The following is a 25,602-nucleotide window of genomic DNA, read 5'->3' as shown; positions in this document are numbered from 1 at the left end:
CATGAACCTTCAAGGGATGAAAGCGGCCGGAAGGGATGAATGTGGCCGGAATTCTTCGAGCAAAATCTTCCGTTTATCACACGTGGAATAAACGGAAGCTAGTTGAGTAGTAGGTTCAGCTCATTCGATGCCTAGTTCCGCAAATTTCCAGACCGGTATAGAGCAGGGAAAACGATGCGGGAAGTGCAGGGCTGTACTGCTGGATGCATGTCGAGGTGGCTGATGCTGCTGCTTGCGCAGTGAAACTGGAAGGGTGGAAACCAACGGCTTCAGCGGAGCGTTTCACGGCTTTTGGCGGACTTGAATCAAATACTGTGCATGGCCAGTGGAAGCTTAGAGGGTCAAGTGAGTAGTGTAGGAAGCATGGCTTTCCGAAATCATCGAGCAGCGGCTCTTCCTGCAAAATTGTCCCGTTCCTGGCTCTTGGTCAATGCGGCCAAGGAGGAGACCTTCGCTCCTTCGCTGGCATGCGAAGCAGACTCGGTGATTTTCGATATGGAAGCTGCCGTTCCTGATGATCAGAAGATCCAAGCTCGCGACAACGTGGTTCGTGCCCTGTCCAACGGCATGACCGCCTGGGTTCGCGTTAACGGAATCGATACTGACTTCTGGGCCGATGACCTTGCAGCACTTTCTGGCACCCCGGGCCTGCGCGGAATCATGCTGGCCATGACCGAGCAGCCTGAACAAGTCACCTACTCCGCTATGCGCTTGCGTGCAGGTACCCCGGTACTGGCCCTGATTGAAACCGCACTGGGTGTCGAGAACGCAACCAAGATTGCCTCGGCTCCGGGCACGTTCCGCTTGGCCTTCGGCATTAACGACTTCCGCAAGGACACCGGTGTTTCCGATGACCCAATGGCCTTGGCCTATGCACGCGGCCGATTGGTGATCGCTTCACGTGTGGGCAAGCTGCCAGGCGCCATTGACGGACCTCCGCCGGCAGGTGCCGATGCAGCCAAGGTGACCGAGGAAACCCGTGTGACCGCCTCCATGGGCATGACCGGCAAGCTTTCACTGTCCACCGAGCACGTTGATGGCATCAACGCTGCCCTGGCGCCTAGTGAGGATGAGCTGTCTTGGGCCATGGAACTGCTCGAAGCGCACGCTGCCGGTGCTTCGGTGGGCGATGGCTCGTACTTGCCACGTCTGGCCCGTGCACAGAAGATTGCCGACCTGGCCGACTCCTACGGTTTGTGGAACGCATAGGAATCTAACTTTAGCTAGAACGCAAAGAACCCGTTCAGCAGTTGAAATCAATCAGCTGCTGAACGGGTTCTTTTAGTCTACGGGGGTTATACCTCGTGAGCACCGCGGTGGTGCGAAGAGCCGACTACATCGCCGGCTTTCCACTCAGCCCAGCCTGGACGCTCATTCATGAAGTCCTCGATCTGGGCCTTGTTGGCTTCCAGCTTCGGATCATGCTTGAGGTACCAGCGGGTTTCGCGGACAACCATGCCCGAGAGGATCAGCAGGCCGACAAGGTTTGGAAGGGCCATCAGGCCGTTCATCATGTCGGAGAAGTTCCAGACGGCGGTCAGCTCGGTGGTGCAGCCTACGTAGACGACCAGCGAGAAGACGATGCGGAATGGCATGACCAGCTTGCGGCCGAAGAGACGCTCGATATTGCGCTCACCGTAGTAGCACCAGCCCAGGATGGTGGAGAATGCGAACATGACCAGACCGATAGTCACGATCCAGTGGCCCCACTCACCAGGCAGGCCGTTGGTGAATGCCTGACCGGTCATCAGCGCGGCGGAGATCTGTTCACCGGTTTCTTCATCGATCATATTCCACGTACCGGTGGTGACGATGACCAAGCCGGTGCAGGTAACGACGATGATGGTGTCGATGAACGTCTGGGTCATGGAGACCAGGCCCTGACGAACAGGGTGGGTGGTCTGTGCCGAAGCAGCCGCGATAGCAGCCGAACCCATGCCGGACTCGTTGGAGAAGATACCGCGAGCCACACCGTACTGGACAGCGATGATGATCGCCGAACCGACGAAGCCGCCAACAGCCGAGGTGCCGGTGAAAGCGTCGGTGAAGATCTGTCCGAAAGCGGCAGGGATGCCGCTGACGTTGGAGATCAGGATGTAAATCGATGCAGCGACGTAGAAGATGATCATTACCGGAACGAAACCAGCGGTAACGCGGCCGATGGACTTGATGCCGCCAACCAGTACGGCGATGGACAGCACGGTCAGGACGACACCAGTAACCCATGGGGTCACGTTGAAGGAGTTATCCAAGTTAGCGGCAATGGAGTTGCCCTGGGTCATGTTGCCGATGCCGAAGCAGGCCAGGGTAGCGGCAATAGCGAAGAACAGCGCCAAGAACTTGCCGAACGGTCCCTTGATGCCGCGTTCCAGGTAGTACTGCGGACCGCCGGATTTTTCACCGGCTGCGTCAGTGCCACGGAAGCGCACGCCGAGGTAGGCCTCGGTGTACTTCGATGCCATGCCGAGCAGGCCGGTAACCCACATCCAGAACAGTGCACCCGGGCCACCGATACCGATGGCGGTCGCAACACCGACAATATTGCCGGTACCAACAGTGGCGGCCAGCGCCGTAGTCAGTGCCTGGAACTGCGAGATGTCACCTTCGGCTTCAGCATCTTTGCGTTTGAGCAGCCCGAGCCGCAACGCTGCGGCGAGCTTGATGAACTGCAGTCCGCCCAAACGGATAGTCAGGTACAGGCCAGTGCCCAAAAGTAGCGGGATGAGGACAAACGGTCCCCAAATGACGGAGGAAATATCTCCGAAGAGAGCGCCCAAATCGTCCATGGATTTAACATCCTTATTTGCGAGTGACTGATGATCAAGAGTCTCAAGCCAGAAGCCGATCCCCTTATGTGAGTGCCATCATATGACAAGGGGAGAGCCGTGTCACAAAGCGCGCTGGACGATGCCATGTCCGGTTCGTTAACTTAATTTCACGAAAAGGCCAAGGGTTCGGGCTGGCTGCTGCATTGCCGGCATCCACCGAAGTGGACGCCGGCAATTTCCGGGCTTCAGCCCTGCCGCGCTTTCATGCGCGGATTTTGCTTGTTGATCACGAAGACGCGACCTCGTCGTCTGACCACCTGGGAGCCGGGCGCCTTCTTCAATGCGCGGATGGAATTCCTAACTTTCATGCCATTCACCTCCTTCATGATGTGCGGAGCTGAACAGGTCCTTGAGTTCTTCTTCGGTGACCTGGCATTGCTCGAAGACCGTCTCAATCTGCGAAGCTTCGTGCTCGGATCCGTAGAGCAGTAGTTCAGAGACGGCGATATGCGAATCCCAGGCGCCAGTGTTTTCCATCCAGACGCGTGGGCCAGCCCCGCCGATGGCCACGCGTTCGCTCAAGGTGCTCGAGACCCAGAGCACCCCGCGGATGCAGGTGCAGGATTCGGCCAGCGAAGGCAGCGCTTCGCGGAAGCGCTCGGGATGAAGGGGCCTTTCGGCCAGCAGTCGGATCGGGGCATTGCCGGCAGCTGCCGTTATCCGAGGCAGATGCCCTGCCTGGGTGCGTCGGCGTGCTGCGGCGGGATGGAAAGAACCGGGTTCCTCATCGTGCACGCAGATTTGGGCATGCGGTGCCATTTGCCGGGCCAGTTCTACGCCTGCCGTGAAGTCGGAGCCGCCAGCGCGTCGTGGACTTGCGGCGCTTTCAAGCAGTTGGGTTTCCAGCCCTTCGACCGGAACGAGGGTATCTGCCTGCATTAGTTCGGTGAAGAAGAACTCGCCTGAGGTTCTTTCGTCGTGTTCCATGGCGTTGAATCCCGACTCCCACAGGGTATGCCGGTCCCACATCTGGTTTTCCAGCTCGATGGGGTCCAGCGCCAAGGTGATGCTGCTGATCTGGATGTTCAGCGGTTCGAGCTTGTTGCCCAGCATCTCCAGCAACCGTCCACTAGGCCATGTCGCTGGCAATCCCAAGATCATGGTGGTCTCGGAGTCTGCCGGCGCGAGGCGTTGGATGGTCGGCAGGATTTCGTATTTCGTGGCGCAGCCGATGCACGGATGTTCCAGGGCTGCTTCGGCATGCTCGGTGGCTGCTGAACCGGCAACATCTCGAACCAGCCGGTTGCCGTCGCCGAAGTCGTAGCGCAGGGTGATCGCATCACGATGGTGACGGCGCAGGTGCTCCATGCCGGAGTCGCGGCTGGAAGTATCAAGTGCGGAGAGGACGATAAGATTCACAATGTCCAATTTATATGAGAATGGGTCTCAATAGCAAAAAGGGAAAGGGTGGCTTAAAGCGCCCGGGGCCCGCCCGCAGTTGCGGGCAGGCCCAGGAGGGAGCAAGGGAATCAGTTCTGCGGTGCGTGGAAAGTGACCGTTGACGTACCCAGGCCTTCGATCGAGGTTTCAAGCACATCGCCATGCTTGAGCCAGGGATGGCGTCCATTTTCGTCGCGGCGGCCCAAGGCGACACCTGAAGGCGTGCCGGTCAGGATGACGTCGCCTGGCTGCAGCTCGTTGAACGTCGAAAGGTAGGAAACCAGCTCGGCGGCCGAGAAAATCAGGTCGTCGATCTTCTCATCCTGCACCACGGTGCCATTGACCGTACTGGTAATCCGGGCCGCCGGATCCAGTTCGTCGGCGGTGACGAGCCAAGGGCCCAAGGGAGTGGAGCGATCCCAGATCTTGCCTTGAAGCCATTCTTGGGTGCGGCCTTGATATCCGCGCATGGACACATCACTTGAGACGGCGTAGCCGGCAATATGCGAGGCGGCATCTTCTTGGGAGATGCGGCGGCCCGGCTTACCGATGATGATTGCCAACTCGGCTTCGTAGTCCACCCTGTGGTCTTCTACGGGAATTTCAATGCTGTCGTTGGCGCCGCAAAGCGTGGAAGCGAACTTTGCGAATATCGTCGGGTACTTGGGCAGCTCTTCGCCGACCTCAGCCGCATGGGTCTTGTAGTTCAGCCCGACGCAATAGATTTTCTCCGGCTTCGGAATCAGCGGCGCATAGTCTGCTTCACCCTCGGCGATGGAATCACCCACCAAAGCGCGAGCAATCACTTCCTGCTGGTTGGAGTCATCCAGGCGCAGGAAGCGCTGCACCGTATCCAGATTGTCCAGGTAATAGGCGCGGCCATCTTCAATGACAGCTGCAGTGGTATGGCCGGGTTCGCTGGCGAGGCGGAGCGTGGCAAGTTTCATGACTCTATCTCACTACATTTCTTGCTGAAAGTGCACCATATTGCGTACTCGGATATACAGCACCTGCTGATTCGGCTAGGGCCGAATCACTGTCATACGCGACGCTGTCAACATGGCCAAGGCTCGTGGACACGGCTAAACTCATGGCATGCTCCGGTCTGAAAGACCAGATGTAAATTATTGATCTGTATACGAAACTAAAGTGAAGTAGGTTTTAATGTGGGTGACTTTTTTGGCGAGCGATCTCGCCATATCCTCTTCGCCTCGTGGCAGCACTTCTCGCTTGTTGCGCAGTGCTTGATTCTAGCGACAATTATTTCTGTGCTTATTGCCGTATTGGTATACCGCAATAAGTCTTTATCGGGATTGGCTAACGGCATCAGCGCCATCGGCCTAACCATTCCATCCTTTGCCTTGATCGGTTTGCTTATTGTCCCGGTGGGCTTTGGCGTCACGCCAGCAGTCATCGTGGTGACGTTCTTCGCGGCCCTGCCGATCTTGCGCAACGCGATCGTAGGGCTGAACAATATCGAACCAACCATTATCGAATCAGCGCGCGGTATCGGCATGAGCCGGATGAAGACGCTGATATCGGTAGAAATTCCCATTGCTTGGCCGGTAATCCTGACCGGCGTGCGAATTTCAGCCCAGATGGTAATGGGCGTTGCCGCCGTAGTCTCTTATGCACTGGGCCCAGGCCTTGGCGGATTCATTTTCCAAGGGCTCTCGCGCCTTGGCGGCGCAAATTCCCTGAATTCCGTGATTACCGGCGTCGTTGGCGTCGTCATCCTAGCGCTCATCCTTGACCTGATTTTGCTCGGCGTTGGCCGACTGACTACCCCGCGAGGTATCCGTGTCTGATAACAAGATTTCTGAAAATACCGTGGCCGAAAACGTCACCGGCGCTTCGATCATGCTCGAAGAGGTAACAAAGACCTACCCAGGGCAGAAGAAATCGGCCGTGGGTGGCCTGACTCTGGAGATCCCCGCCGGTTCCATCGTGATGTTCGTCGGGCCTTCGGGTTGCGGCAAGACAACGACGCTGAAGATGATCAACCGTCTGATCGAGCCGAGCAGCGGCAAGATCGTCATCGACGGAGAAGACGTGACCGGCATGAACGGCGATGAATTGCGCCGCCGTATCGGCTACGTGATCCAGGCCGGTGGCCTGTTCCCGCATATGACCGTGGCAACCAACATCGGAATGGTTCCAAAGATGCTGGGCTGGTCGAAGGAAAAGATCGCCGCTCGAGTAGATGAGCTGCTTGAGCTGGTGTCCTTGGATCCAGAACTTTACCGCGACCGGTTCCCCAAGGAACTCTCCGGTGGGCAGCAGCAACGTGTGGGTGTGGCCCGTGCTTTGGCTGCCGATCCTCCTGTCTTGCTGATGGATGAGCCTTTCGGTGCCGTTGACCCGATTACGCGCCAGCGACTGCAAGATGAATTGCTGAATATCCAGACTGAAGTTCAAAAGACGATCGTGTGCGTGACCCACGACTTCGATGAAGCGGTGAAGCTGGGGGATTGGATCGCGATCTTCAACGAGGGTGCGCAATTGGAACAGTATGATTCCCCAGAGCGAATCCTGGCTAATCCGGCCAGCGAGTTCGTGGAGAACTTCATTGGCTCAGGCGCAGGGCTCAAGCAGCTGTCGCTTTCACGTGTGAACGAAGTAGAACTAGAGGAAGCGCTGACCACGACTCCGGGCAAGAATGCTTCGGAGGTGCTCTCGCAGCTTCAGGGTGCGGGACGCAAATATGCCGTGGTGCTTGATTCACGTGGACGTCCGCTGCGCCGGATGGACCGCCGCCAGCTTTCGCGGGCACAGATCATCGAGGGCACTTACGATGAAAATATGCCGGTAGTTGGCGAACAGGCGACCTTGAACGATGCGTTGGACACCATGCTGGTCTCCAGCTCTGAATCGGCCCTGGTTACCGGGCGCCGTGATGTGCTTACCGGTATCATCACCGTCCAGACCGTGATGGAAGCGATCGCTGCAGCGAATAACTCCGCGGATGCCGAACATGAGGCTCCGGTGGGCTTGAACTCAGGAGCTATCAATGTCGTGGATATCGATAGCTCGGCCGCCGCGCAGGGTGGTGAATCTGCATGAGGTCCGAAACTCGCAGCTTGATTTGGCAAATAGCCGGAATCGCAGCTGCTTTTGCCATATTGGTGGGGTGGCTGGTGACAGCGGACCTCACCGAAACGGAACGACAAACGCTGGATCCGGGGACGATTTGGGGTTATGCCCTTGAGCATCTGCAGCTGACCGTTGTCTCAGCGCTGATCGTGTTGCTGATTGCCATTCCCCTCGGCGTATTGCTGACCCGTCCAGGGTTGCGCAAGGCGGCCCCTGCGGTGCGCGCTATCGCGAACTTCGGACAGGCCGCACCTGCCATTGGCGTGATCGTGCTTTTGGCATTCTGGTTGGGCTTCGGTGCAAAGACTGCCATTGTGTCCCTGGTGATCTACGCGATCCTTCCGGTGCTTTCCAACACCATCGTGGGCCTGCAACAGGTTGATGAACGCTTGGTGGAAGCCGGGCGTGGAATCGGCATGAGCCAAATGGCTGTACTGGTGAAGATTGAGCTGCCTTTGGCTGTCCCCGTGATGCTTTCAGGTATCCGCACGGCCTTGGTACTGCTGGTCGGTACCGCAACGCTGGCAACTTTCATCAATGGCGGCGGGCTGGGCATCTTGATCACCACGGGCGTGAACCTGAACCTGAACGTGGTGCTGATTGCTGGCTCGTTGCTTGTGGCCCTTCTGGCTTTGACGATTGACTGGCTTGGCCGCGTCGTTGAACAGGTGGCTCGACCGAGAGGACTTTCGTGAACCGCAAACTGAAATTCGCCGCATTACTCGCCGCTGGGCTGGTTGGCCTGACCGGCTGTGGACTGAGCCCTTCGACCGGTACGGTGCCCAAAGCTGGACCGGCCGATATCAAACCTTTGGTCGAGAACCCTGAAGAAACCACTGTGACCGTGACGTCCAAGGCCTTTACCGAGCAGTTGCTGCTGGGCAAGATCACCGTGATCGCGCTCAAGGCCGCTGGATATGACGTCACCGACCTGACCAATGTGCCTGGTTCCCAGCCGGCCCGCCAGCTCTTGCTTGCTGGTGATGCGAGCGTGCTTTGGGAATATACCGGTACCGCGTGGCTGACCTATCTTGGGCATGAAAAGCCGGTGGTCGGTGAACAGGAACAGTGGCAGGTGGTACATGATGAAGATGTTGCCAACGGCATTACCTGGGGAAAACCAGCGCCGTTGAACAATACCTATGCCTTGGCGATGAACGAAGAAACCACCAAGCGACTTGGAATTGCCAAGCTTTCTGAACTTCAGGAGCTTGAATCCGATGAACTGACGTTCTGTGTGGACCCGGAGTTCAACTCGCGTCGTGATGGGCTGACTCCAATGCTGGAACACTACGGCATTGAACGTGGCTCGGAAGTTCCTGAGGACAATATCGGTCTGTACGATGTGGGCGCGATTTACCAGGCTACGGCCAATGGAGCCTGCAACTTCGGCGAAGTCTTCACCACCGACGGACGTATCAAGGCATTGAACTTGACCGTCTTGGAAGATGACCGCAAGTATTTCCCGAGCTACAACGCGGCTCCGGCATTCAACAGCGAGTTCTTGGAAAAGCACCCGGAAGTTCAGCAGGTGATGGGGCAGATCGCACCATTGCTCACCGATCAGGTTCTGATGGACTTGAACTACCAGGTGGACGTTGTTGGACGCGAACCAGCCGATGTGGCCTTCGAATGGATGATCGACCAGGGGCTGATCTCTGAACCTTAAGGTGGAGGCTGATAATTCAACGCACCAAGTACTAGATCCCCGGCTTCAATCCGATGCCGGGGATCTAGTTTAATGTTGCCGAGGATTCACGGGAGATTGGTGTCGCCTCACTGATTTTGGTTGCAGGATGGAGACAGGTAGAAAGCATGAACTTAGTGCTGCTCACGGGTGCCGAGCTCGCCATCGACTTCATCGGCGATTTCGGTCGTGACAGCGGTGGTAATGGATTCTTCCTGCCAAACTTCCTCTAGCTCTGCAGATAGATCGGCTTCTTCGCGGGCATGGTCGGGGTCGGAGATATTTGCGCTCATGGCCTCAGTCTAGCCATGAATGCAACAGAGTAAAGGGGAGAATGAGAATATTTTTCTTTCAATTCACACTAGTCAGGGACGAAAGTTGAGTTTCTGCTGACGGAAATGAAAGTTTTTTGAACTAAGTGGTTGACGCTTCAACTTCATTAGTGTCATACTGGTATCAGCAAAACAAATTGAGGCGTCAACTACATGATGGCGCGACGAAAGGAATCAGACATGACTGCACTGACCACCGGAACCTGGAACCTCGACGCATCGCACTCCGAGATTGGCTTCTCGGTTCGCCACGCTGGCATCTCCAAGGTCCGCGGCTCGTTCACCGAATTCGACGCAACCTTGACCACCGGCGAGACCCTGGCTGACTCCTCGGTCGAGGCAACCGTCCAGATCGCATCGGTCAACACCAAGGACGCCAACCGCGACGGCCACCTGAAGAGCGAAGACTTCTTCAATGCCGAGCAGTTCCCAACCATGACCTTCAAGTCCACCTCGGTCAAGGGCGATGCAGGCGATTTCGTTCTCGTTGGCGATCTGACCATCCGCGGCGTGTCCAAGGAAGTTGAATTCGCAGCCGAGCTCGGCGGCGAAGCAGTAGACGCATTCGGCGCAACCCGCGTTGGCTTCTTCGCTTCGACCACCATCTCCCGCAAGGAATTCGGCATCACCTGGAATGCTGCCCTGGAAGCCGGCGGCGTTCTGGTCAGCGACAAGGTCAAGATCGAAATCGACGCTTCGTTCGTACTGCCAACTGCAGAGTAAGAGTTTCCCGTAGGCCGTCATGGGGATGACGGTGCAAGGGCCGATACCGGCAAAGCCTCCGACTCGAGAAATCGAGCCGGAGGCTTTGCCGTTAAAGCGGGATTGGGATATGGCCCGCACAGCCAGATAGCTCAAGGACTAGAAACCCTGGGGAGTCGAGACGGCTGGGACGCTGAATACTACGAGGATCATGAAGGCAACGTAGGCGACCCAGCCCAGAGCAAGGATCAGACCAATCCAGCCAGTAATCTTGCCTGCTGTGGCAGGGGTGTTGAATTCGCGCTCGGCACGGTTCGCTTTGGCAATGGCCAGAGGGCCCAGAATGATGCCGATGAAGAAGATTGAGAGGATGCCCAAGACCATAGAGGTCTGGGCCATCTGGATTCCAGCCATGTTCGGCCCTGCTGGATAGCCGGGGTATCCCGGATAGCCGGGCTGATGGTGTTGGTAAGGGCTCTGCTGGTATTGCGGGTATCCCTGATTCTGGGCATTGCCCTGGTACTGCGGATACTGTGAATACTGGCTATTTTGGCCTTGCTGACCCGTGGCGTAAGGATTGCGTGGTTCATTATTCGGAGTTGTCATGGCAGCCTGCTCTCAAAGTACGAGTGAATCCCTTGAAATAGTATTCTCCCACCTTCTCTCGCACCGTGGCTGATCCATAAGCAGGAAAAGCGCCAGCAAGCTAGAACGCTGAAAAATACCGTGGCCTAAAGCGAAGCTGGGGGATTCTTGCGCCGCCACAATGCGTGGGTGCCAGTTGCCAGCAGCACGAGGGCAAAGCTAAGTACCAAACCGATTCCGAAGATCTGTCCGTACTGAGCGTGCTGCGCCAAATCTGCAGTCAGGTATGTTGCTACAGAAGCGCCCGCGAAAAGGGCGAAAACGAACAGGGAAACGGTAGTAGCCCGCGCGTCGGGGGAGATGTCGGTGGCCCACCCCTGCATCGATGAGTGCATGATCGCGTTCGCGGCCCCCAGGAAAAATGCGGTGACGGTGTATGAGGCAGGGGAGGGGAAGAGCGCCGAGGGAAGGAATGCCACGCTGAGCAGCAGGCCTCCACCGCCAATGAGCCAGGTTCGAGAAAAGCGTGCCACCAACTTGCGCATCAGGCGTGCACCGAGGATCACGCCCAGGGCGAAAGCGCAGCCAAGCGCTCCGGCCAGGCCGATCTCGACACCCGACTCTTGCAGAGCCGGAACGATATAGGTCAGCGGTCCCATCAGCAATCCGCCTTCGAGGAAGACGATCGCGTAGAGCGCCAAATTCATGGGACGTACAGCGGCACGGAAATTGAACCTGGCACGCGAATGCGCAGGCTCCGCGACCTTCCGCAAGGAGAACAAGGCCGCGGCGCAACCGAATGCAGGAAGCGCGAACACCAGCCGCCAGTCCACATAGGTCGCCACCGCGCCAGAAGCCAGTGTTGCCAAGGTGGTGCCCAGCGAGGAATAGATCTGCAAGTCAGACAGGCCCCGCGCGCGTTCCACCCCGGTACGGGTATCACCCAGCAGCGTCATCAGCGTTGGGTACAATGCGCCGAACAAGAGTCCGGTGAGCGAGCGGGCAATGAGCAGCGGGATGAAGCCGGTGAAAAGGATACTGGCAATTGCACTGAGGCCTGCACCGGTAAGCGCGGCGCGCAATATCGCCAAGCGACCGAAGCGATCACTGAGTACGCCCCAGATCGGCTGGCCGATGGCATAGAACAGGGCATAGGAAGCGATCAGCTGGACCGCTTGGGCGAAACTGAGCGAAGTGCCCAGCGAGAGCGCGACCAGCATCGGCGCAGTGCCATAGCGGTCAAAGAAGGAAAGGAAGCCTACAAAGCGCAAAGCCGAATCCGGGACTGAACCTATTGAAGGCTCAAGCTCCTGCTGCGTCTTCATGCCCGTCCTTCATCCGAGACTCTTTCGCATTCCTACCCCATGAAAGCAGAATGCGCCCCGCGATGCTGACTTGGATGACAGCAACACCGGGCACATGACGCGAAGGCGGAGCGATATTTGGTTTTAAATGCACTCGTGGCCGGTTCCCTGGAGGTTTAGGAGGAGGGAACCGGCCACGAAAGCTTTATATATGCCAGCCTTACAGGCCGCGAACCATCAGGACATCCAAGGTACGCGGACCGTGCACGCCTTCGACGCGCTCCAGCTCGATATCACTGGTTGCCGACGGACCTGAGATCCAGGTCTGCGGACGGGTGATGGTCAACCGGGGCATGGCTTCTGGCAGCAGGCGCACGATCGAGGAGATCGGCACGATGCACACATGGTGGTCCGGAACCAGCGAGATCGCACGGCGGCCCTGGTCTGGCTCGCCATCAAGGATGATGGTGCCCGACTCGGCAACCGAAACGGCCGAGGAAGTGACCACGGCGCTGGTGCCGTCCAGCTCAGCGATGCTCAGGCGTGCGCCTGGGGCATCGACGCGCTGTTCGATATCCGCACCCAGTGCGGACAGCCAGCCGGCATCCAAGCCGTGCGGGTAGACCACGCTGTTGGCATCCGTGAGCTTCGCAGCTACGAATTCCGGAATCTGCGCGGCGTCGATGACGTCCACACCGGCCTTGTAATCGACCAGGCGGTCGACCAGCAGCTCGATGAGTTCGGCTTCGCCCATCTCCGAGGTCTTGCGGTATTCGCGGGGAATCTCATCGGCGACCGGAGCGTCGGCCAACGCTGAACGGATCCGTCCTAGGATTTCGTCTTTTGCGCTCACTTGGACTCCTTCTCGTCGCTCCACCAGTCGCGGAAGGACTTGTTTGGCGGGGCAGGGATGTCGCGGCTGGCGGTCCATCCTGCGGCGATACCCGGAAGCTTCTTGATCTTCTTATCCTTGCCAGCAGCCAAACGGCCTAATGGCAAGGCCTTTTCGAGCAGGCCCAGGTTCTTGCCCTTGCCCAATGCCCAGGATCCGCCCTTCATCAGCAGATCCATCTGGGTAGGGAGCTTGTGCTTATCGCGGTTGGCATCCACATCTTCGCCGCGCAGGTGCACGAGGATTTCCGGGATGTTGATCTTCACCGGGCAAGCGTCGTAGCACGCGCCGCACAGCGAGGAAGCGTATGGCAGGGAGCCATTTTCCTCGACCTCGATGCCGGTCATCAATGGCGAAAGAATCGCGCCAATTGGGCCCGGGTAGGTCGAACCGTAGGCGTGGCCACCGGTGCGCTCGTAGACCGGGCACACGTTCATGCACGCCGAGCAACGGATGCAGTTCAACGCGGTGCGGCCGAAGCGGTCGGCCAGGGCACGGGTTCGCCCGTTATCCAGCAGCACGATGTGCACGTTCTGCGGACCGTCATCTTCGCTCACGCCGGTCCACAGCGAGGTGTACGGGTTCATGCGCTCGCCGGTGGAGGACCGGGGCAGCAGCTGCATGAACACCTCGATGTCTTCCCAGTGGGGCAGGACCTTCTCGATGCCCATGACGGTGATCAGGGTCTCTGGCAAGGTCAAGCACATGCGACCGTTGCCTTCGGATTCCACAACGCCCAGGGTACCGGTGTCAGCCAGCGCGAAGTTCGCGCCGGAGATGGCGACCTTGGCGGAGAGGAACTTCTTGCGCAGGTGCTTGCGGGCGGCCTCGGCCAGCTTGGCCGGCTCATCGGTCAGGTTCGGATCCACCACCGGCATCTCCTTGAGGAAGATGTCGCGCACCTCGGTGCGGTTCTTGTGGATGGCCGGGACCAGGATGTGGCTTGGCTTGTCGTTGCCCAGCTGGACGATCAGCTCGGCGAGGTCGGTCTCGAAGGCCTCGATGCCCTCGGTTTCCAGATGCTCGTTGAGGCCGATTTCCTGGGTGGCCATGGACTTGACCTTGACGACCTCTTGGGAACCGGTCGCTTTGACCAGCTCGGTGACGATCTTGTTCGCCTCGTCGGCGTCACGTGCCCAGTGGACAATGCCTCCGCGGGCGGTGAAGTTCTTCTCGAACTCCTCCAACCGATCTTCGAGGTTGGCCATGGTTGTGTTCTTGATTGCGCTGCCGGCGTCGCGCAGTTCTTCCCAGTCAGGAAGTTCGCCCACGACGTTCAGGCGCTTGTCGCGAATGGTGTGGGTGGCGTGGCGCAGGTTCTTGCGCATCTGGGTGTTGCCCAGTTCGCGGTGCGCCGCCTTGGGGAAGGGCTCGGTCTCGAACAGGTTGCCCTGTCCGCCGGCTGGCATGCCGAGGAATACCTGAGTCACAGTGACACCGTCTCTTCCATGGTGCTGGCCAGGATGTCGGCCAGGTGCAAGGTCTTTGGCTTGGCACCGGTGCGCGAGAGTCCGCCGCCGATGTGCATCAGGCATGAGGCATCGCCGCCTGCGCAGGCCGAAGCACCGGTGGAGCAGATGTTCTTCATCTTGTCTTCGAGCATCGCCGAGGATACATCGGAGTTCTTGATGGAGAAGGTACCGCCGAAGCCGCAGCACTGATCTGCTTCTGGAAGCTCGTTGACGGTAATCCCGCCCACGGTCTTGAGCAGATCCAGCTGGCGATCGCCGAGTTTCAGCGAACGCATGCCGTGGCACGAAGGATGGTAGGTGATGGTCTGCGGGAAGTAGCTGCCCAGCTGCTCGGCTGCGTTGGTGATTCCCAGGACATCGACCAGCAGCTGGCTCAGTTCATAGGTGCGCTTGCCAACGGCAACGGCGCGCTCCTTGAGCTCAGGCTTGCCCAGCCGCTCCGCCAGGTAAGGGTGCTGGTGCTTGACCGAAGCGACGCAGGAGCCCGATGGGGCAACAGCGACATCGTAGTCTTCGGTGTCGAAAGCATTAATGTGGTTTTCTACCACTGGCAGGGCTTCAGGCATGTAGCCGGAGTTCATGTGCATTTGCCCACAGCAGGCTTGCGCCTTCGGGAAAATTACTTCATGGCCCAAGCGTTCCAGGATTTTCACGGTCGACTTGGCGGTTTCCGGATACATAGCATCCACAATGCACGTGGCAAAGAGAGCAATTCGCATAATAAATGACTCTTTCAGGGTGTGGTCAGACCATACTATGCGAGAATCTTCGTAATAGTCAAGACTTGTTGTGATGGCACTCACCTTGTACCGTAGGTGGTCGGACCACATATGGTCAGACCATCTCGAGTAAGGACGCCCACACCGTGTTTACACCATCCACGGATCCGATTGCGGGGAGCATTGCTGTTTCAGCACTTGTCGCGCTGATCCCGCTTGTAGCATTTTTCGTGCTCCTGGCAGTTATCAAGGTCAAGGCCCACTGGGCAGGCCTTGGCTCGCTAGTCGTAGCTATTATTGTCGCCATTTTCGGCTGGAACATGCCAGTCGGAATGGCATTGAATTCCGGACTGATGGGCATGGTCTTCGGTGCCTTCCCAATCGTCTGGATCGTCGTCATGGCGATCTTCCTTTACCAGGTGACCGTGAAGTCCGGCCGCTTCGAGGACCTGCGCCGTGTCTTTGACGTGATCGGCGGCGGCGACGTGCGCATCCAGGCCGTGCTGATCGCCTTCTGCTTCGGCGGCCTGCTTGAAGCACTGGCCGGATTCGGGGCCCCGGTGGCCATTACCGCCACCATGCTGCTGGCCCTGGGCCTGTCCCCGCTGCGCGCTGCCTGCGCAGTGCTGATTGCCAACACCGCCCCAGTAGCCTTCGGCGCCGTGGCGATCCCAATCACCACCGCTGGTGCTTTGACCGGCATCCCTGCTGCTGACATCGGTGCCATTGTCGGCCACCAATCGCCACTGCTGGCACTGTTCGTGCCATCGATCCTGGTACTGATCCTCGACGGCTGGCGCGGCATGCGCCAGACCCTGCCAGCAACCCTGACCATCGGCATCTCCTTCGGCGTCGCCCAGTGGCTGTGCTCGACCTACTTCTCCTACGAGCTGACCGATATCGTCGCCTCGCTGATCGGCCTGGCCGCGGCAGTGATCCTGCTGCGCTTCTGGACCCCGAAGGGTGCCGACGAAGCACGACAGCGCGTGCTGACCGCCGAGGCTGCCGCAATTCCCCACGAGGCTAACGCCAAGCTGCACCCGGGCAACACCTGGATGGCCTTGTTCCCGTACCTGCTGGTTATCGTCATCTTCGGCGTGGCCAAGCTGTGGAAGCTGGGCGTGGACATTCCCGCATGGCTGGCAAGCACTGACATCAAGTTCGGCTGGCCGGGACTGGACGGCAAGATCCTGAACGCCGAGGGCGAAGCGGTAACTTCTACCATCTACAACTTCCAGTGGCTCTCCTCGCCAGGTACCTTGCTGCTGATCACCGGCCTGATCGTGGCCCTGGTCTACGCAAAGAACGACGGCAACGGCAAGTACGCCATGACCTTCGGCGAAGGCGCTGCCGAAATCGGCAAGACCATCTACAACATGCGCTTCGCAGCCCTGACCATCCTCTCGGTCCTCGGCCTGGCATACGTGATGAACCTTTCGGGCCAGACCATCACCATTGGCACCTGGCTGGCCGGCACCGGCGCGTTCTTCGCCTTCCTGTCCCCAATCCTGGGCTGGATCGGCACCGCGGTGACCGGTTCGGACACCTCGGCCAACGCACTGTTCGCCAAGCTGCAGCAGACTGCTGGCATCAACGCCGGCATCGATCCGAACCTGCTGGTTGCCGCTAACACCTCCGGTGGCGTGGTCGGCAAGCTGATTTCCCCGCAGAACCTGGCCATCGCCGCGACCTCGGTGAAGATGGAAGGCCAGGAATCGGTGATCCTCAAGAAGGTTGCCGGTTGGTCCGTAGGCATGTTGCTGGTGCTGTGCTGCTTGGTGTATCTGCAGTCCACGCCGGTACTGTCCTGGATGCTGCCATAGCCCTGACCGGCTAAAATAGATCCGATGTCAATGAACCCAGCTCCGCGTGCGTACCAGATCGTTCTCCAAGCAATTGAAGAGGATCTGCGCACAGAGAAGCTATCCGTAGGGGACCAGCTTCCCGGCGAGCGTGCGCTCGCGGAGCGGCATGGGATATCGCGGGCTTCGGTCCGCGATGCCATCCGCATCCTTGATGTGATGGGTATTATCAAGACCTCTGCTGGCTCCGGGCCGAACTCCGGAGCGGTGATCATCTCCAATCCCTCGGCCGGCATTTCGCAGGCCTTGCGGCTGCACTTGGCAGCCAAGGGGATCAACGTCCGCGAGATCGTCGAGTCGCGCATCCTGCTGGAAACCTGGGCCGCGCAGATGAACCCCCGCGACCCGGTCTACGCCCAGCAGGTCATCGACCGCACCGCGGTGCTGATCATGCGCATGGACGATCCGCAGCTTTCCCGCGAGTCATTCCACCGCATTGACGCCGAGTTCCACGTGCTCCTGGCCTCCATGGCCGGGAATTCGGTGGTTGAATCCATGATGGAATCCCTGCGAAACTCGATCAGCGACTACGTCTCCGACTCGGTGCCCAGCGACGAGGCCTGGCAGCCGGTGGTGCGCGTGTTGCGCCGCCAGCACAAGGCCATCCACCACGCATTTGCCACCGGGCAGCGCGAGCGCGCAGCCCAGCTGCTCGAAGAGCACATCAACTGGTTCTACTCGCAGACCCGCTAGCGCCCACAGCTAAACTTCGACCGTATAAGTCGGACTTTATTGCCCCTCGACCCTTATATATCTGATATATTCTTGGACAGCGACGGGGCTACTTTTTCGGATGCAACAGCAGGTTCATATCGCAGGTCAGTTCCCGTCGATTTACCATCGAAACTTCTTGCGAGGGAATTCATGAGCCAACTTTTTGACCTGTCCGGACGACTGGCCTTGGTCACAGGGTCCTCCCGCGGCATTGGCCGCGAACTTGCTAAAGCACTGGCCGATGCCGGTGCCACCATCATCCTGCACGGCCGCGATGCGCAAAGGCTTGACAAAACGGCCGCCGAATTCGCCGCCTGCTACGGCGCAGAAAGAATCCATAGCGTCTGCTTCGATGTCACCGATGACGCCGCTGTGCGCGAGAATATCGCCGCCATCGAAAAGACCATCGGCCCCATCCGCATCCTGGTGAACAACGCAGGCATCCAGCACCGCGTGCCCATGCTGGAACTGGAAGTCGCCGACTGGCAGCGCGTGATCGATACCAACCTCACCAGCGCCTTCTTAGTAGGCCGAGAAGTCGCACGTGGCATGGTAGAACGCGGCGAAGGCAAGATCATCAACATCTGTTCGGTGCAAACCGACCTGGCCCGACCCACCATCTCCGCCTACACCGCGGCCAAGGGCGGACTGCGCAATCTCACCCGCGCCATGACCGCAGAATGGGCCGGAGCAGGACTTCAGATCAACGGCATCGCACCGGGCTATATCCACACCGAAATGACGCAGAATCTGGTGGATGACGAGAAATTCAACTCCTGGATCCTGGGCCGCACCCCGGCTGGCCGTTGGGGAACCGTCGAGGACCTGGCAGGCCCAGCAGTGTGGTTGGCCTCGGGTGGATCGAACTACGTGAACGGGCAAACCATTTTCATCGACGGAGGCATGAGCGTTGTCGTCTAGCACCCTGTCCAACATGACCTTGGCCGTCGTGGCGCACGCGGCCGGGGACCTGCGCATCGAGCAGATCGAGCTGCCAGCACCGGCAACAAATGAGGCACGCATCGCCATCGCGTACGGCGGCATCTGCGGATCGGACCTGCACTACTGGAGCCACGGCGCCGCCGGGGAATCCATCCTCAAAGCACCGATGATTCTCGGACACGAGATCGTGGGAACTGTCATTGAAGCCGCCGCCGATGGCAGTGGTCCGCCAGCCGGAACCAAAGTTGCGGTGCACCCTGCAACACCAGGGGAGACCGGGGAACCTTATCCGGAGGCCTGCCCGAACCTTTCACCGGGATGCACCTACCTGGGCTCGGCTGCCCGCTACCCGCATACCGAGGGCGCCTTTGCGCGCGAGGTGAATCTGCCCTCCCGGATGCTTCGCGAACTGCCTGCCGGACTGTCGCTGCGCGACGCTGCGCTGGCCGAGCCAGCCGCAGTGGCTTGGCATGCGGTATCGCGAGCCGGCGAGGTTGCCGCCAAGAAGGCGTTGGTCATTGGCGCTGGCCCGATCGGAGCGCTGGCCGTGGCCGTGCTCAAGCGTGCCGGAGCCGAGGAAATCATCGCGGTGGACATGCACGATAAGCCGCTGGAAATTGCCAAGGAACTGGGTGCCACATCCACCTTGCGTGCCGATGACCAGGATGCAATTGCCAAGGTGAACGCCGATGTGGTGATCGAGGCCAGCGGCAATTACCGCGGATTGGCCTCGGCGGTGCGCGGTGCTGTGCGCGGCGGGCGCGTGGTCATGGTCGGGTTGCTGCCTTCGGGAGAGCAACCTGCACTGATTTCCCTGGCGATTACCCGCGAGCTGGAACTTGCCGGGTCCTTCCGCTTCAACGGCGAAATCGACCAGGTGCTTGCTGCCCTGGCCGATGGCTCATTGCAGATTTCCGCGGCGGTAACCCACGAATTCCCGGTGGCCGAGGGCCTCGAAGCCTTTGAAACAGCCAAGAATTCTTCGAAGTCCGGCAAGGTCTTGCTGAACTTCCTCGGGTAGTAGCCCGCCTTTACCGCAAGTGCGCCGCCGCAGCCCCCGAAGCCAGGGCCCGCGGCGGCTACTTGGTTGGTTTAGCGGACGTTAATTGGCCGCTGCAATGCTCACCGCGGTACGCACCGGTACCGGGTTGGCGAACAAATCCAGCACGGGGCAGTGGGCGTCCACTGCCTGGCGCAGCTCCTCATAGCGTTCGGCCGATTCCGGGCCGGCAATCTGGATGTCCAGATCCACAGAGGAGAAGCCCGGACGGATGGCCTTGTCGATGCCGAACAGGCCGCGGACATCGAGGTGGCCATTGGCCACAATCTTCACGTCGTCCACCTGGATGCCAAGGTTCTGGGCATACAAGCGGTAGACCACGACCTGGCAGGAAATGAGTGCGCCCAGCGCGTATTCCACTGGGCTGGCGGCCACGTCGTTGCCACCCAATGCGGCAGGCTCATCGACCTGGAAGGAATGCTTGCCGGACACAATGTTGCTGGCTACCGAATCGAAGCCCTCGCCTTCGACGGTGAACGTCAGCTTGGCGCTTTGCGGGGCGGCTGAAATGCGTTTGCCCCAGCCATGGCCTGCTTCTTGCAGGCGCTGGGCGCGGTCCTCGGAAATGCTGAGGGTAGATGCTGCGTTAGTCATGGGAATTAATCCCCTTTCTGGCGCAAGGGGCGCCATCGCTTACGCACCTTGGCGGTCAAGATGCGTCGAATCTTCACCTGGGGCACCCCGCACAATGACGAAGGAGGGTTGCCGTCCACTCAGCCAGGGCTCAAGCAGTGGAACTCGTGATTCAATGGTTCTTTTCTACCGGCCACGTTGCCTGTGAGTAAAGGGCGGGGTAACTTTTCTTCACTAAGCATCTTGTCGGGGAGCTGGCTAAGATGGAATTTAGCTTTCGGGTGCCCACTGCACGAACAACGAACGGCGAGTATGGAATTCCAGCTGACACTTTCTGCGGCCCAGACACTGGTGACCGAATCCGAATACGACTTGGGTCAGTTCCTGTGCGATTCCGGAAAAGTGCAGATTGCCAACCGGGACATGCAACCCGGCTCCACCCGCATCTCGGCAGTGGTGCTGCGCGATTCGGTGATGGCCCAGCTGGAAATCCACGGGGGCAATATCAGCTTCAGCAGCTTCTGCGGGAAGCATCCAGGTGTGCAGTCTTGCGAGGATGTCGCCGCCTTGCTCATCGAGGTGACTACCGAAGAGGACCAAGGCTTCTACGTTTCTGATTCCGGGGTGGACCCCCACGCGTGGAAACGCAACAGCAAGCCGCAGTGGGAACACACTTTGGACCGCCTGCTTCCAACTATTGTTGATGAGCCGCTGGCAGCCGAAGAACCACTGGGGCTGATCCTCAAGGTGGTCAGTGAACCACGCTACGGCGGCGAGGACGCGCTGACCTTGCAGGCGCGTCCGGCCCGCCAAGGCACCAAGAGCCCGTGGATCCAGACCGGGGTCAGCTGGCGCAGTGTGGCCTTCGACGCGCGATTTTCCAAGAAGCAGCGCCGTGCGCTGGTTGAACTGGACCGGCTGCGCGAGCACGTAGAACAAGATACCTACCGCCATTCCTGGGATCCCAAGGACTGGATCTCGCTGATGAACCTGCCCGGCCAGGACCTGCTGGATGCCTTTGAATCCCTGCGCGAAGCCGGGGTGCAGATCGTCAACGGCGGTTCAGCGGCCAAAGTGCCAGTAGAGTTCAGCGAGCAGCCAGCCCTGGCCCATGTGGATTTGCGGCGCGGTGAATATGGGCTGGTCATGGAAGGCAAACTGCATGGACCAAGCGCAGAGCATACCTACCTGCTGCCGATAGGCAACCCTCCGACCTTGCTGGCCTATGCCTCCAGCCCCTTGCCGAAGTCCAAGCAAATCGGTTTGGCACTCTTTGCTGAACCGGTGACGAAGGAACTGGCGACGTTTATTGAATCCGGAGCGCAAACCGTTCCGCAGCAAAGCATCGAACTTTTTGAACAACAGCATCTGGACCGGTTGCGCCTAATGGCACCGTTGAAAAGCGAAGATGAAAGCTACCCGATTCCGGTTCCAGCACGTCCTAGCCTCAAGGTCTGGTTGGAGAGCATCCAAACTCCACTAACCGTGCGCTATTCGTGGGAATACACCAGCAAGGGACCGCGCCAGCGTGCAGTCGAAAAGGAGATCGCCGATTCGGTCCAGGATAAGCTCGGTGCCCAGGCTTCCTTGGGCCAACTGACTTCTTCGGGTATTTTCCCGTCCAAGGAATTCACCACCTCCGAGTCCATCGACTTCTTGGTCTACGTCTTGCCACTGCTGGCTGAGCATCCCGATGTGGTCATTGATGAGCAGAACAGGCTCCCGAAGTACCGGATCAATCATGAGCCAGCCACCGTCAGTGTTGAAGCTGGGGAAAGCACCGGAGACTGGTTCGACCTGTCGGTGGAAGTGCTTATCGATGAAATCAAGGTTCCGTTCGCCCAGTTGCTGGAGGCCTTGACCAAGCAAGACGAATACCTCATCTTGGATGACCTGACGGTCATCCCGATTGCTGGTGCCGACTTCACTCAGCTGCGCCAGCTGATCACGGAAGCCGGGGAACTGGGCACGGTCCAAGGCGAAACAATTCGCATCCATAAGTTGAGCATCGACTGGTGGCAGGAACTGGTTGATCTGGGAATTATTGAAGCCCAGCACAACCAGTGGCTGCAGACCATGAAAGAGCTGGACGGCAACGAACAGATGCAGCCGGTCGAGCTAGCGGAGTCCTTCAACGCCCAGCTGCGTCCTTATCAGAGCCAGGGCCTGTCGTGGCTGAACTTCCTGCGCGTCCACGGTCTGGGCGGTGTGCTGGCCGACGACATGGGGTTGGGCAAGACAGTTCAGCTTCTGGCTTGCCTTGAACAAGCCCGGGTTGAAGATCCAGCGCAGAAGTTCTTGGTGCTGGCCCCGACCTCGGTGGTGGGCAACTGGATCAATGAAGCGCAGCGCTTTGCGCCTCAGATGAGCGTCACCGGCATAACCTCGACGGCTAAGAAGAGCGGACAGAGCATCACCGAGCAGATCGGCGACGTCCAGCTGGTCGTCACCAGCTATACGATCTTCCGCCTGGCCTACGAAGATTTTGAAGCCGCCGGTTTCAGCGTGATGATCATGGATGAGGCGCAGCAGCTGAAGAACCACGCTTCCAAGGGCTATAAGCAAGCACGCCAGCTGCCGGTTCCGTGCAAATTCGTGGTCACTGGTACCCCGATGGAAAACAACCTCTTGGAACTGTGGGCGCTGGTCTCGCTGGCAGCACCGGGCCTGCTGGGCGGGGCGAAATCCTTCAAAGATAATTACCAGAAGCCAATTGCCGACGGGGACCAGCAACGGCTTGAACGGTTGAAGAGCCGCCTGCGTCCGTTCGTGCTGCGCCGCACCAAGGAGCAGGTCGTTCCAGAGCTTCCAGCCAAGACAGAACAGGTGCTGGAAGTTGAATTGGAGCCCGGGCATCGCAAGGCTTATGACCGCCGTTTCCAACGGGTACGCCAAGAAGTTCTGGGCTTAGTTGATGACGTGGATTCGAACCGATTCAAGATCCTGCAATCGCTGACCCTGCTGCGCCAGCTTGCCTTGGACCCATCCCTCGTGGGGGAGGGCGATGCCCCGAGCGCGAAGTTGGAAATGCTGCGAGAGCTCATGGCAGATGCGGTCTCTGAAGGGCACAAGATTCTGGTCTTCAGCCAGTTCACCGGCTTCCTCCAAAAGGCTCGCCAGGTCGCTGAGGAGCTGGGTATCGACCACGGGTACCTTGATGGGGCAACCAGTGGAGTAAAGCGAAAGGAACTGATTGATGGCTTCAGCGCAGAGCAGTTCCCGGTCTTCTTCATCTCGCTGAAGTCTGGCGGCTTCGGCATCAACCTGACTTCGGCGGACTATTGCATCTTGCTGGATCCTTGGTGGAACCCGCAGGCTGAGGCGCAGGCTATTGACCGTGCTCATCGCATCGGACAAACGCGTCCGGTTTATGTGTATCGCTTGGTAGCAAAAGACACCATCGAATCCAAGGTGCTGGCGCTGCAAGCCAAGAAGACCCAGCTGTTCAATGATGTCTTGGGAGAGAGCGCGGAGGCAGCGCAGAGCACCTCATTGAACGCGAGCGACTTCTTGGCGCTGATGGAATAAGCGGGCCACGAACTTGAAGTCTTGAAAACCTAAGAGTTTCCTAGATCTGGGTGCTCGAAAGTTCGCTAGAGAATCTCGTCGAAGCTGGTATTCAGACGGTGCAGCAGGTCGCCGAAATTCTTCAATTCGGCAGCTTCCCACTCTTTGAGTTGGCGGCGCAGTTCCTGACGCAGCGTGTTGCCGCTGGTACGCCACTTTTCCTTGGCACGAGTGGTCGCCGAGACCAGCTGGGCGCGGCCATCGGATGGGTCCTGGGTACGGGTGACAAGTTCCAAGGACTCAAGATGCTGCACTAGGCGCGAGACGGTGGCTTTATCCAGGCGCAGCTTTTCTGCCAGGGCTCCTTGTTGCTGTGCCTCGTCACGGATGACAACTGCAAGCAGGCGGTATCCCGGATCCTGCAGATCGGGATGGATGATCTTGGCGCGACGGATCAGCATCTGGCGGGCGCGCAATAAGATGGCCGTGAATTCATCTTCAACGGTCTGCATCAAGTCTTCTTCGTGCATGGAAACCATTCTAAAGTTCAATGTTCTCCAAAGACGATTTTGACGGGCTTGATGCTCAACGCTCCGGGCTCCGGCCATGGATATCCACCCGAGTCAGCGATAGCTCTGCGCTGGCGCCAGGACTCAGTGCAGCACGAAGGCAGGAGGGAGGTCAGCGGTTTCCATGCTATCGATTCAGTCACTGGTAATAGTGGGGTATCTTGCATGATTCACTCGTGCATTTAGATGAATTTCTCATTGCTCAAGCTTGCTGATCTGCGAGGATTTGATCAAGCGCAAATTTGCGCCAGGCAAATTCCATTTCGGAGGACAAATGCTCTGGCTCCCGGGAAACGCGATCTTCAAGAGGATCCAAGCTCTGGTGAAATCGGTGTTATCGGAAGTTGAATTGCGCCATGACTTCCTTGATGATCTGGACAAGCTGTCTGGTGGTGTTAAACGGTGTGGAAGATAGCCATTTAACTTTCTTGACGCTTCAACTAATGGTTGGTAAGTTTAAATCATGAATCAGCGGCCCGATACTCCTCCCGTCTTGTTCCTGAGCCATGGCGCGCCGCCCTTGGCTGACGATCAACGCTGGACCCAGGAACTGGCCGGATGGTCCGACACCTTTGCGAAGCCAAAAGACATTCTGATGATCTCCGCGCACTGGGAAAATGCGCCGGTGTCACTGAGTGCCACTGTCCAGAAGAATGAATTGGTATATGACTTCTGGGGATTTGACCAGAAGTACTACGACGTTCGGTACGACGCCCCCATGGCGCCTGAGCTGGCCAACGAAGTCGAGCGGCTGACTTCGGCCCATGGTCATCACGTGCAGCGCGATGAGTCACGCGGGCTGGACCACGGCGCTTATGTTCCGCTGAAGGAAATGTTCCCGGAGGCCGATGTGCCAGTGGTGCAGATGTCCATGCCAACGCTGGATCCTACAGGGCTCTTCGAGCTGGGCAAGAGCCTGGCGCCTTTGCGCGAGCGGGGAACCTTGATTGTCGGTTCCGGGTTCACCACCCACAATCTGCGCTGGTTCAACCCAGCTGGGGGACCGGATTCAACCCCGCCTTCAGCTTCCAGCGAGTTTGACCACTGGGCCGAGGAGGCTATGGCCCGCGGGGATGTGGACTCCATCCTTGATTACCTACATAAGGCTCCGGCTGCGCGTGAGGCGCACCCGCGATCCGAGCACTGGGCTCCGCTGTACGTCGCCTTGGGCGCGGCCTACGCGTCAGGTGGGATTGATGCCAAAACCGCCATTGATGGCTTCTGGTTCGGTCTATCCAAGCGCTCGTGGACATTGAGCTAATCACCGCCCGAGGGTAGGTGGGATAAGAGGTGCGGCACCGCAAGGTGCCGCACCTCTTGCGTATTAAGCGACCTTGCAGGCGCGGACGATGCAGTTGTTCTAAAAAATTTTTGAGAATTT

24 protein-coding genes and 1 riboswitch are annotated in these 25,602 nt (G+C 58.7%); of the genes, 12 read left to right on the top strand and 12 right to left on the bottom strand.

What is annotated here, in order from left to right; genetic code table 11:
* The first annotated feature begins 363 nt into the window (after window positions 1-363).
* Complete coding sequence (locus AARI_RS15065) at window positions 364-1,209, top strand: HpcH/HpaI aldolase/citrate lyase family protein (RefSeq protein WP_013350136.1); 846 nt, start codon at window positions 364-366, stop codon at window positions 1,207-1,209.
* Between the two features lie 86 nt (window positions 1,210-1,295).
* Here the strand turns inward: AARI_RS15065 and AARI_RS15060 are convergent, their stop codons facing one another.
* The 4 genes from AARI_RS15060 to AARI_RS15050 all read right to left on the bottom strand — a co-directional run bounded on the left by AARI_RS15060 (window position 1,296) and on the right by AARI_RS15050 (window position 5,155).
* Window positions 1,296-2,786, bottom strand: coding sequence for an alanine/glycine:cation symporter family protein (locus AARI_RS15060; RefSeq protein ID WP_013350135.1), 1,491 nt, complete (start codon window positions 2,784-2,786; stop codon window positions 1,296-1,298).
* A gap of 227 nt (window positions 2,787-3,013) precedes the next feature.
* Complete coding sequence (gene ykgO, locus AARI_RS19350) at window positions 3,014-3,136, bottom strand: type B 50S ribosomal protein L36 (RefSeq protein WP_081461171.1); 123 nt, start codon at window positions 3,134-3,136, stop codon at window positions 3,014-3,016.
* Window positions 3,126-4,187, bottom strand: a complete 1,062-nt coding sequence (locus AARI_RS15055) for a GTP-binding protein (protein WP_013350134.1) — start codon at window positions 4,185-4,187, stop codon at window positions 3,126-3,128. The genes ykgO and AARI_RS15055 overlap by 11 nt, the downstream gene beginning before the upstream one ends.
* Window positions 4,188-4,297: 110 nt before the next feature.
* A complete protein-coding gene (locus AARI_RS15050; protein ID WP_013350133.1) occupies window positions 4,298-5,155 on the bottom strand; it encodes a fumarylacetoacetate hydrolase family protein in 858 nt (285 codons plus the stop codon).
* 219 nt (window positions 5,156-5,374) lie between these two features.
* Between AARI_RS15050 and AARI_RS15045 the strand changes: the two genes are divergently transcribed.
* Genes AARI_RS15045 through AARI_RS15030 form a run of 4 tightly spaced genes read left to right on the top strand, consistent with a single transcriptional unit; the run spans window position 5,375 to window position 8,970 of the window.
* Window positions 5,375-6,016: an ABC transporter permease gene (locus AARI_RS15045; protein WP_013350132.1), complete on the top strand. Its 642-nt coding sequence runs from the start codon at window positions 5,375-5,377 to the stop codon at window positions 6,014-6,016.
* 52 nt (window positions 6,017-6,068) lie between these two features.
* On the top strand, window positions 6,069-7,271 hold the full coding sequence (locus AARI_RS15040) for an ABC transporter ATP-binding protein (protein ID WP_081461222.1): 1,203 nt from the start codon (window positions 6,069-6,071) through the stop codon (window positions 7,269-7,271).
* A complete protein-coding gene (locus tag AARI_RS15035; RefSeq protein WP_013350130.1) occupies window positions 7,268-7,996 on the top strand; it encodes an ABC transporter permease in 729 nt (242 codons plus the stop codon). Before AARI_RS15040 ends, AARI_RS15035 begins: the two co-directional genes overlap by 4 nt.
* Window positions 7,993-8,970 carry a glycine betaine ABC transporter substrate-binding protein gene (locus AARI_RS15030; RefSeq protein WP_013350129.1) on the top strand — a complete coding sequence of 326 codons (978 nt, stop codon included), beginning with the start codon at window positions 7,993-7,995 and terminating at the stop codon, window positions 8,968-8,970. Before AARI_RS15035 ends, AARI_RS15030 begins: the two co-directional genes overlap by 4 nt.
* 152 nt (window positions 8,971-9,122) lie before the next feature.
* On the opposite strand, the gene AARI_RS19740 is transcribed toward AARI_RS15030, so the two are convergent.
* Complete coding sequence (locus AARI_RS19740) at window positions 9,123-9,281, bottom strand: hypothetical protein (protein ID WP_013350128.1); 159 nt, start codon at window positions 9,279-9,281, stop codon at window positions 9,123-9,125.
* Between the two features lie 219 nt (window positions 9,282-9,500).
* Here AARI_RS19740 and AARI_RS15025 point away from each other — a divergent pair, with 219 nt between their 5' ends.
* Complete coding sequence (locus AARI_RS15025; protein ID WP_013350127.1) at window positions 9,501-10,043, top strand: YceI family protein; 543 nt, start codon at window positions 9,501-9,503, stop codon at window positions 10,041-10,043.
* Between the two features lie 138 nt (window positions 10,044-10,181).
* On the opposite strand, the gene AARI_RS18725 is transcribed toward AARI_RS15025, so the two are convergent.
* The 5 genes from AARI_RS18725 to AARI_RS15000 form a co-directional block, all read right to left on the bottom strand.
* Window positions 10,182-10,628 carry a DUF4190 domain-containing protein gene (locus tag AARI_RS18725; protein ID WP_013350126.1) on the bottom strand — a complete coding sequence of 149 codons (447 nt, stop codon included), beginning with the start codon at window positions 10,626-10,628 and terminating at the stop codon, window positions 10,182-10,184.
* 125 nt (window positions 10,629-10,753) lie between these two features.
* The gene (locus AARI_RS15015; protein WP_013350125.1) at window positions 10,754-11,932 is read right to left on the bottom strand and encodes an MFS transporter; all 1,179 of its coding nucleotides are present in this window, start codon (window positions 11,930-11,932) and stop codon (window positions 10,754-10,756) included.
* A 199-nt stretch (window positions 11,933-12,131) separates the two neighbouring features.
* A complete protein-coding gene (locus AARI_RS15010) occupies window positions 12,132-12,764 on the bottom strand; it encodes a LutC/YkgG family protein (protein ID WP_013350124.1) in 633 nt (210 codons plus the stop codon).
* The gene (locus AARI_RS15005) at window positions 12,761-14,212 is read right to left on the bottom strand and encodes a LutB/LldF family L-lactate oxidation iron-sulfur protein (protein ID WP_013350123.1); all 1,452 of its coding nucleotides are present in this window, start codon (window positions 14,210-14,212) and stop codon (window positions 12,761-12,763) included. The genes AARI_RS15010 and AARI_RS15005 overlap by 4 nt, the downstream gene beginning before the upstream one ends.
* Before the next feature lie 17 nt (window positions 14,213-14,229).
* Window positions 14,230-14,994, bottom strand: a complete 765-nt coding sequence (locus AARI_RS15000) for a (Fe-S)-binding protein (RefSeq protein ID WP_013350122.1) — start codon at window positions 14,992-14,994, stop codon at window positions 14,230-14,232.
* Between the two features lie 146 nt (window positions 14,995-15,140).
* Here AARI_RS15000 and AARI_RS14995 point away from each other — a divergent pair, with 146 nt between their 5' ends.
* The 4 genes from AARI_RS14995 (at window position 15,141) to AARI_RS14980 (ending at window position 19,533) form a co-directional block, all read left to right on the top strand.
* On the top strand, window positions 15,141-16,817 hold the full coding sequence (locus AARI_RS14995; RefSeq protein WP_013350121.1) for an L-lactate permease: 1,677 nt from the start codon (window positions 15,141-15,143) through the stop codon (window positions 16,815-16,817).
* 24 nt (window positions 16,818-16,841) lie between these two features.
* Window positions 16,842-17,549 carry a FadR/GntR family transcriptional regulator gene (locus tag AARI_RS14990; protein WP_013350120.1) on the top strand — a complete coding sequence of 236 codons (708 nt, stop codon included), beginning with the start codon at window positions 16,842-16,844 and terminating at the stop codon, window positions 17,547-17,549.
* A gap of 171 nt (window positions 17,550-17,720) precedes the next feature.
* Window positions 17,721-18,491, top strand: a complete 771-nt coding sequence (locus tag AARI_RS14985) for an SDR family oxidoreductase (protein ID WP_013350119.1) — start codon at window positions 17,721-17,723, stop codon at window positions 18,489-18,491.
* A gap of 13 nt (window positions 18,492-18,504) precedes the next feature.
* Window positions 18,505-19,533 (top strand): L-idonate 5-dehydrogenase, encoded by a 1,029-nt coding sequence (locus tag AARI_RS14980; RefSeq protein ID WP_013350118.1) that lies wholly within the window; start codon window positions 18,505-18,507, stop codon window positions 19,531-19,533.
* Window positions 19,534-19,614: 81 nt separating this feature from the next.
* On the opposite strand, the gene AARI_RS14975 is transcribed toward AARI_RS14980, so the two are convergent.
* Entirely contained in the window at window positions 19,615-20,166 is a 552-nt protein-coding gene (locus AARI_RS14975) for an OsmC family protein (protein ID WP_013350117.1), read from the bottom strand.
* 30 nt (window positions 20,167-20,196) lie between these two features.
* A riboswitch (SAM riboswitch) is annotated at window positions 20,197-20,318 on the bottom strand.
* A 139-nt stretch (window positions 20,319-20,457) separates the two neighbouring features.
* On the opposite strand from AARI_RS14975, the gene AARI_RS14970 reads away from it, so the two are divergent.
* Window positions 20,458-23,673, top strand: coding sequence for a DEAD/DEAH box helicase (locus AARI_RS14970; protein WP_013350116.1), 3,216 nt, complete (start codon window positions 20,458-20,460; stop codon window positions 23,671-23,673).
* Between the two features lie 65 nt (window positions 23,674-23,738).
* Here the strand turns inward: AARI_RS14970 and AARI_RS14965 are convergent, their stop codons facing one another.
* The gene (locus tag AARI_RS14965; protein WP_013350115.1) at window positions 23,739-24,182 is read right to left on the bottom strand and encodes a MarR family winged helix-turn-helix transcriptional regulator; all 444 of its coding nucleotides are present in this window, start codon (window positions 24,180-24,182) and stop codon (window positions 23,739-23,741) included.
* 502 nt (window positions 24,183-24,684) lie between these two features.
* Between AARI_RS14965 and AARI_RS14955 the strand changes: the two genes are divergently transcribed.
* Entirely contained in the window at window positions 24,685-25,482 is a 798-nt protein-coding gene (locus tag AARI_RS14955) for a dioxygenase family protein (protein ID WP_013350114.1), read from the top strand.
* Window positions 25,483-25,602 lie beyond the last annotated feature (120 nt).

This window comes from Glutamicibacter arilaitensis Re117 (assembly GCF_000197735.1).
In the GTDB taxonomy this organism is placed as follows: domain Bacteria; phylum Actinomycetota; class Actinomycetes; order Actinomycetales; family Micrococcaceae; genus Glutamicibacter; species Glutamicibacter arilaitensis.
Note: the sequence above shows the minus strand (reverse complement) of the source record. Positions and strands in the feature narration are given on the sequence as shown.

Coding starts and splice junctions, on each gene's coding strand:
- AARI_RS14990 (WP_013350120.1), top strand. CDS start 16,842: ATGTCAATGAACCCAGCTCCGCGTGCGTACCAGATCGTTCTCCAAGCA.
- AARI_RS19740 (WP_013350128.1), bottom strand. CDS start 9,281: ATGAGCGCAAATATCTCCGACCCCGACCATGCCCGCGAAGAAGCCGAT.
- AARI_RS14955 (WP_013350114.1), top strand. CDS start 24,685: ATGAATCAGCGGCCCGATACTCCTCCCGTCTTGTTCCTGAGCCATGGC.
- AARI_RS14980 (WP_013350118.1), top strand. CDS start 18,505: ATGACCTTGGCCGTCGTGGCGCACGCGGCCGGGGACCTGCGCATCGAG.
- AARI_RS15040 (WP_081461222.1), top strand. CDS start 6,069: ATGCTCGAAGAGGTAACAAAGACCTACCCAGGGCAGAAGAAATCGGCC.
- AARI_RS15005 (WP_013350123.1), bottom strand. CDS start 14,212: ATGCCAGCCGGCGGACAGGGCAACCTGTTCGAGACCGAGCCCTTCCCC.
- AARI_RS14970 (WP_013350116.1), top strand. CDS start 20,458: ATGGAATTCCAGCTGACACTTTCTGCGGCCCAGACACTGGTGACCGAA.
- AARI_RS15060 (WP_013350135.1), bottom strand. CDS start 2,786: ATGGACGATTTGGGCGCTCTCTTCGGAGATATTTCCTCCGTCATTTGG.
- AARI_RS15000 (WP_013350122.1), bottom strand. CDS start 14,994: ATGCGAATTGCTCTCTTTGCCACGTGCATTGTGGATGCTATGTATCCG.
- AARI_RS14975 (WP_013350117.1), bottom strand. CDS start 20,166: ATGACTAACGCAGCATCTACCCTCAGCATTTCCGAGGACCGCGCCCAG.
- ykgO (WP_081461171.1), bottom strand. CDS start 3,136: ATGAAAGTTAGGAATTCCATCCGCGCATTGAAGAAGGCGCCCGGCTCC.
- AARI_RS15035 (WP_013350130.1), top strand. CDS start 7,268: ATGAGGTCCGAAACTCGCAGCTTGATTTGGCAAATAGCCGGAATCGCA.
- AARI_RS14965 (WP_013350115.1), bottom strand. CDS start 24,182: ATGCACGAAGAAGACTTGATGCAGACCGTTGAAGATGAATTCACGGCC.
- AARI_RS15025 (WP_013350127.1), top strand. CDS start 9,501: ATGACTGCACTGACCACCGGAACCTGGAACCTCGACGCATCGCACTCC.
- AARI_RS15050 (WP_013350133.1), bottom strand. CDS start 5,155: ATGAAACTTGCCACGCTCCGCCTCGCCAGCGAACCCGGCCATACCACT.
- AARI_RS15065 (WP_013350136.1), top strand. CDS start 364: ATGGCTTTCCGAAATCATCGAGCAGCGGCTCTTCCTGCAAAATTGTCC.
- AARI_RS15015 (WP_013350125.1), bottom strand. CDS start 11,932: ATGAAGACGCAGCAGGAGCTTGAGCCTTCAATAGGTTCAGTCCCGGAT.
- AARI_RS18725 (WP_013350126.1), bottom strand. CDS start 10,628: ATGACAACTCCGAATAATGAACCACGCAATCCTTACGCCACGGGTCAG.
- AARI_RS14985 (WP_013350119.1), top strand. CDS start 17,721: ATGAGCCAACTTTTTGACCTGTCCGGACGACTGGCCTTGGTCACAGGG.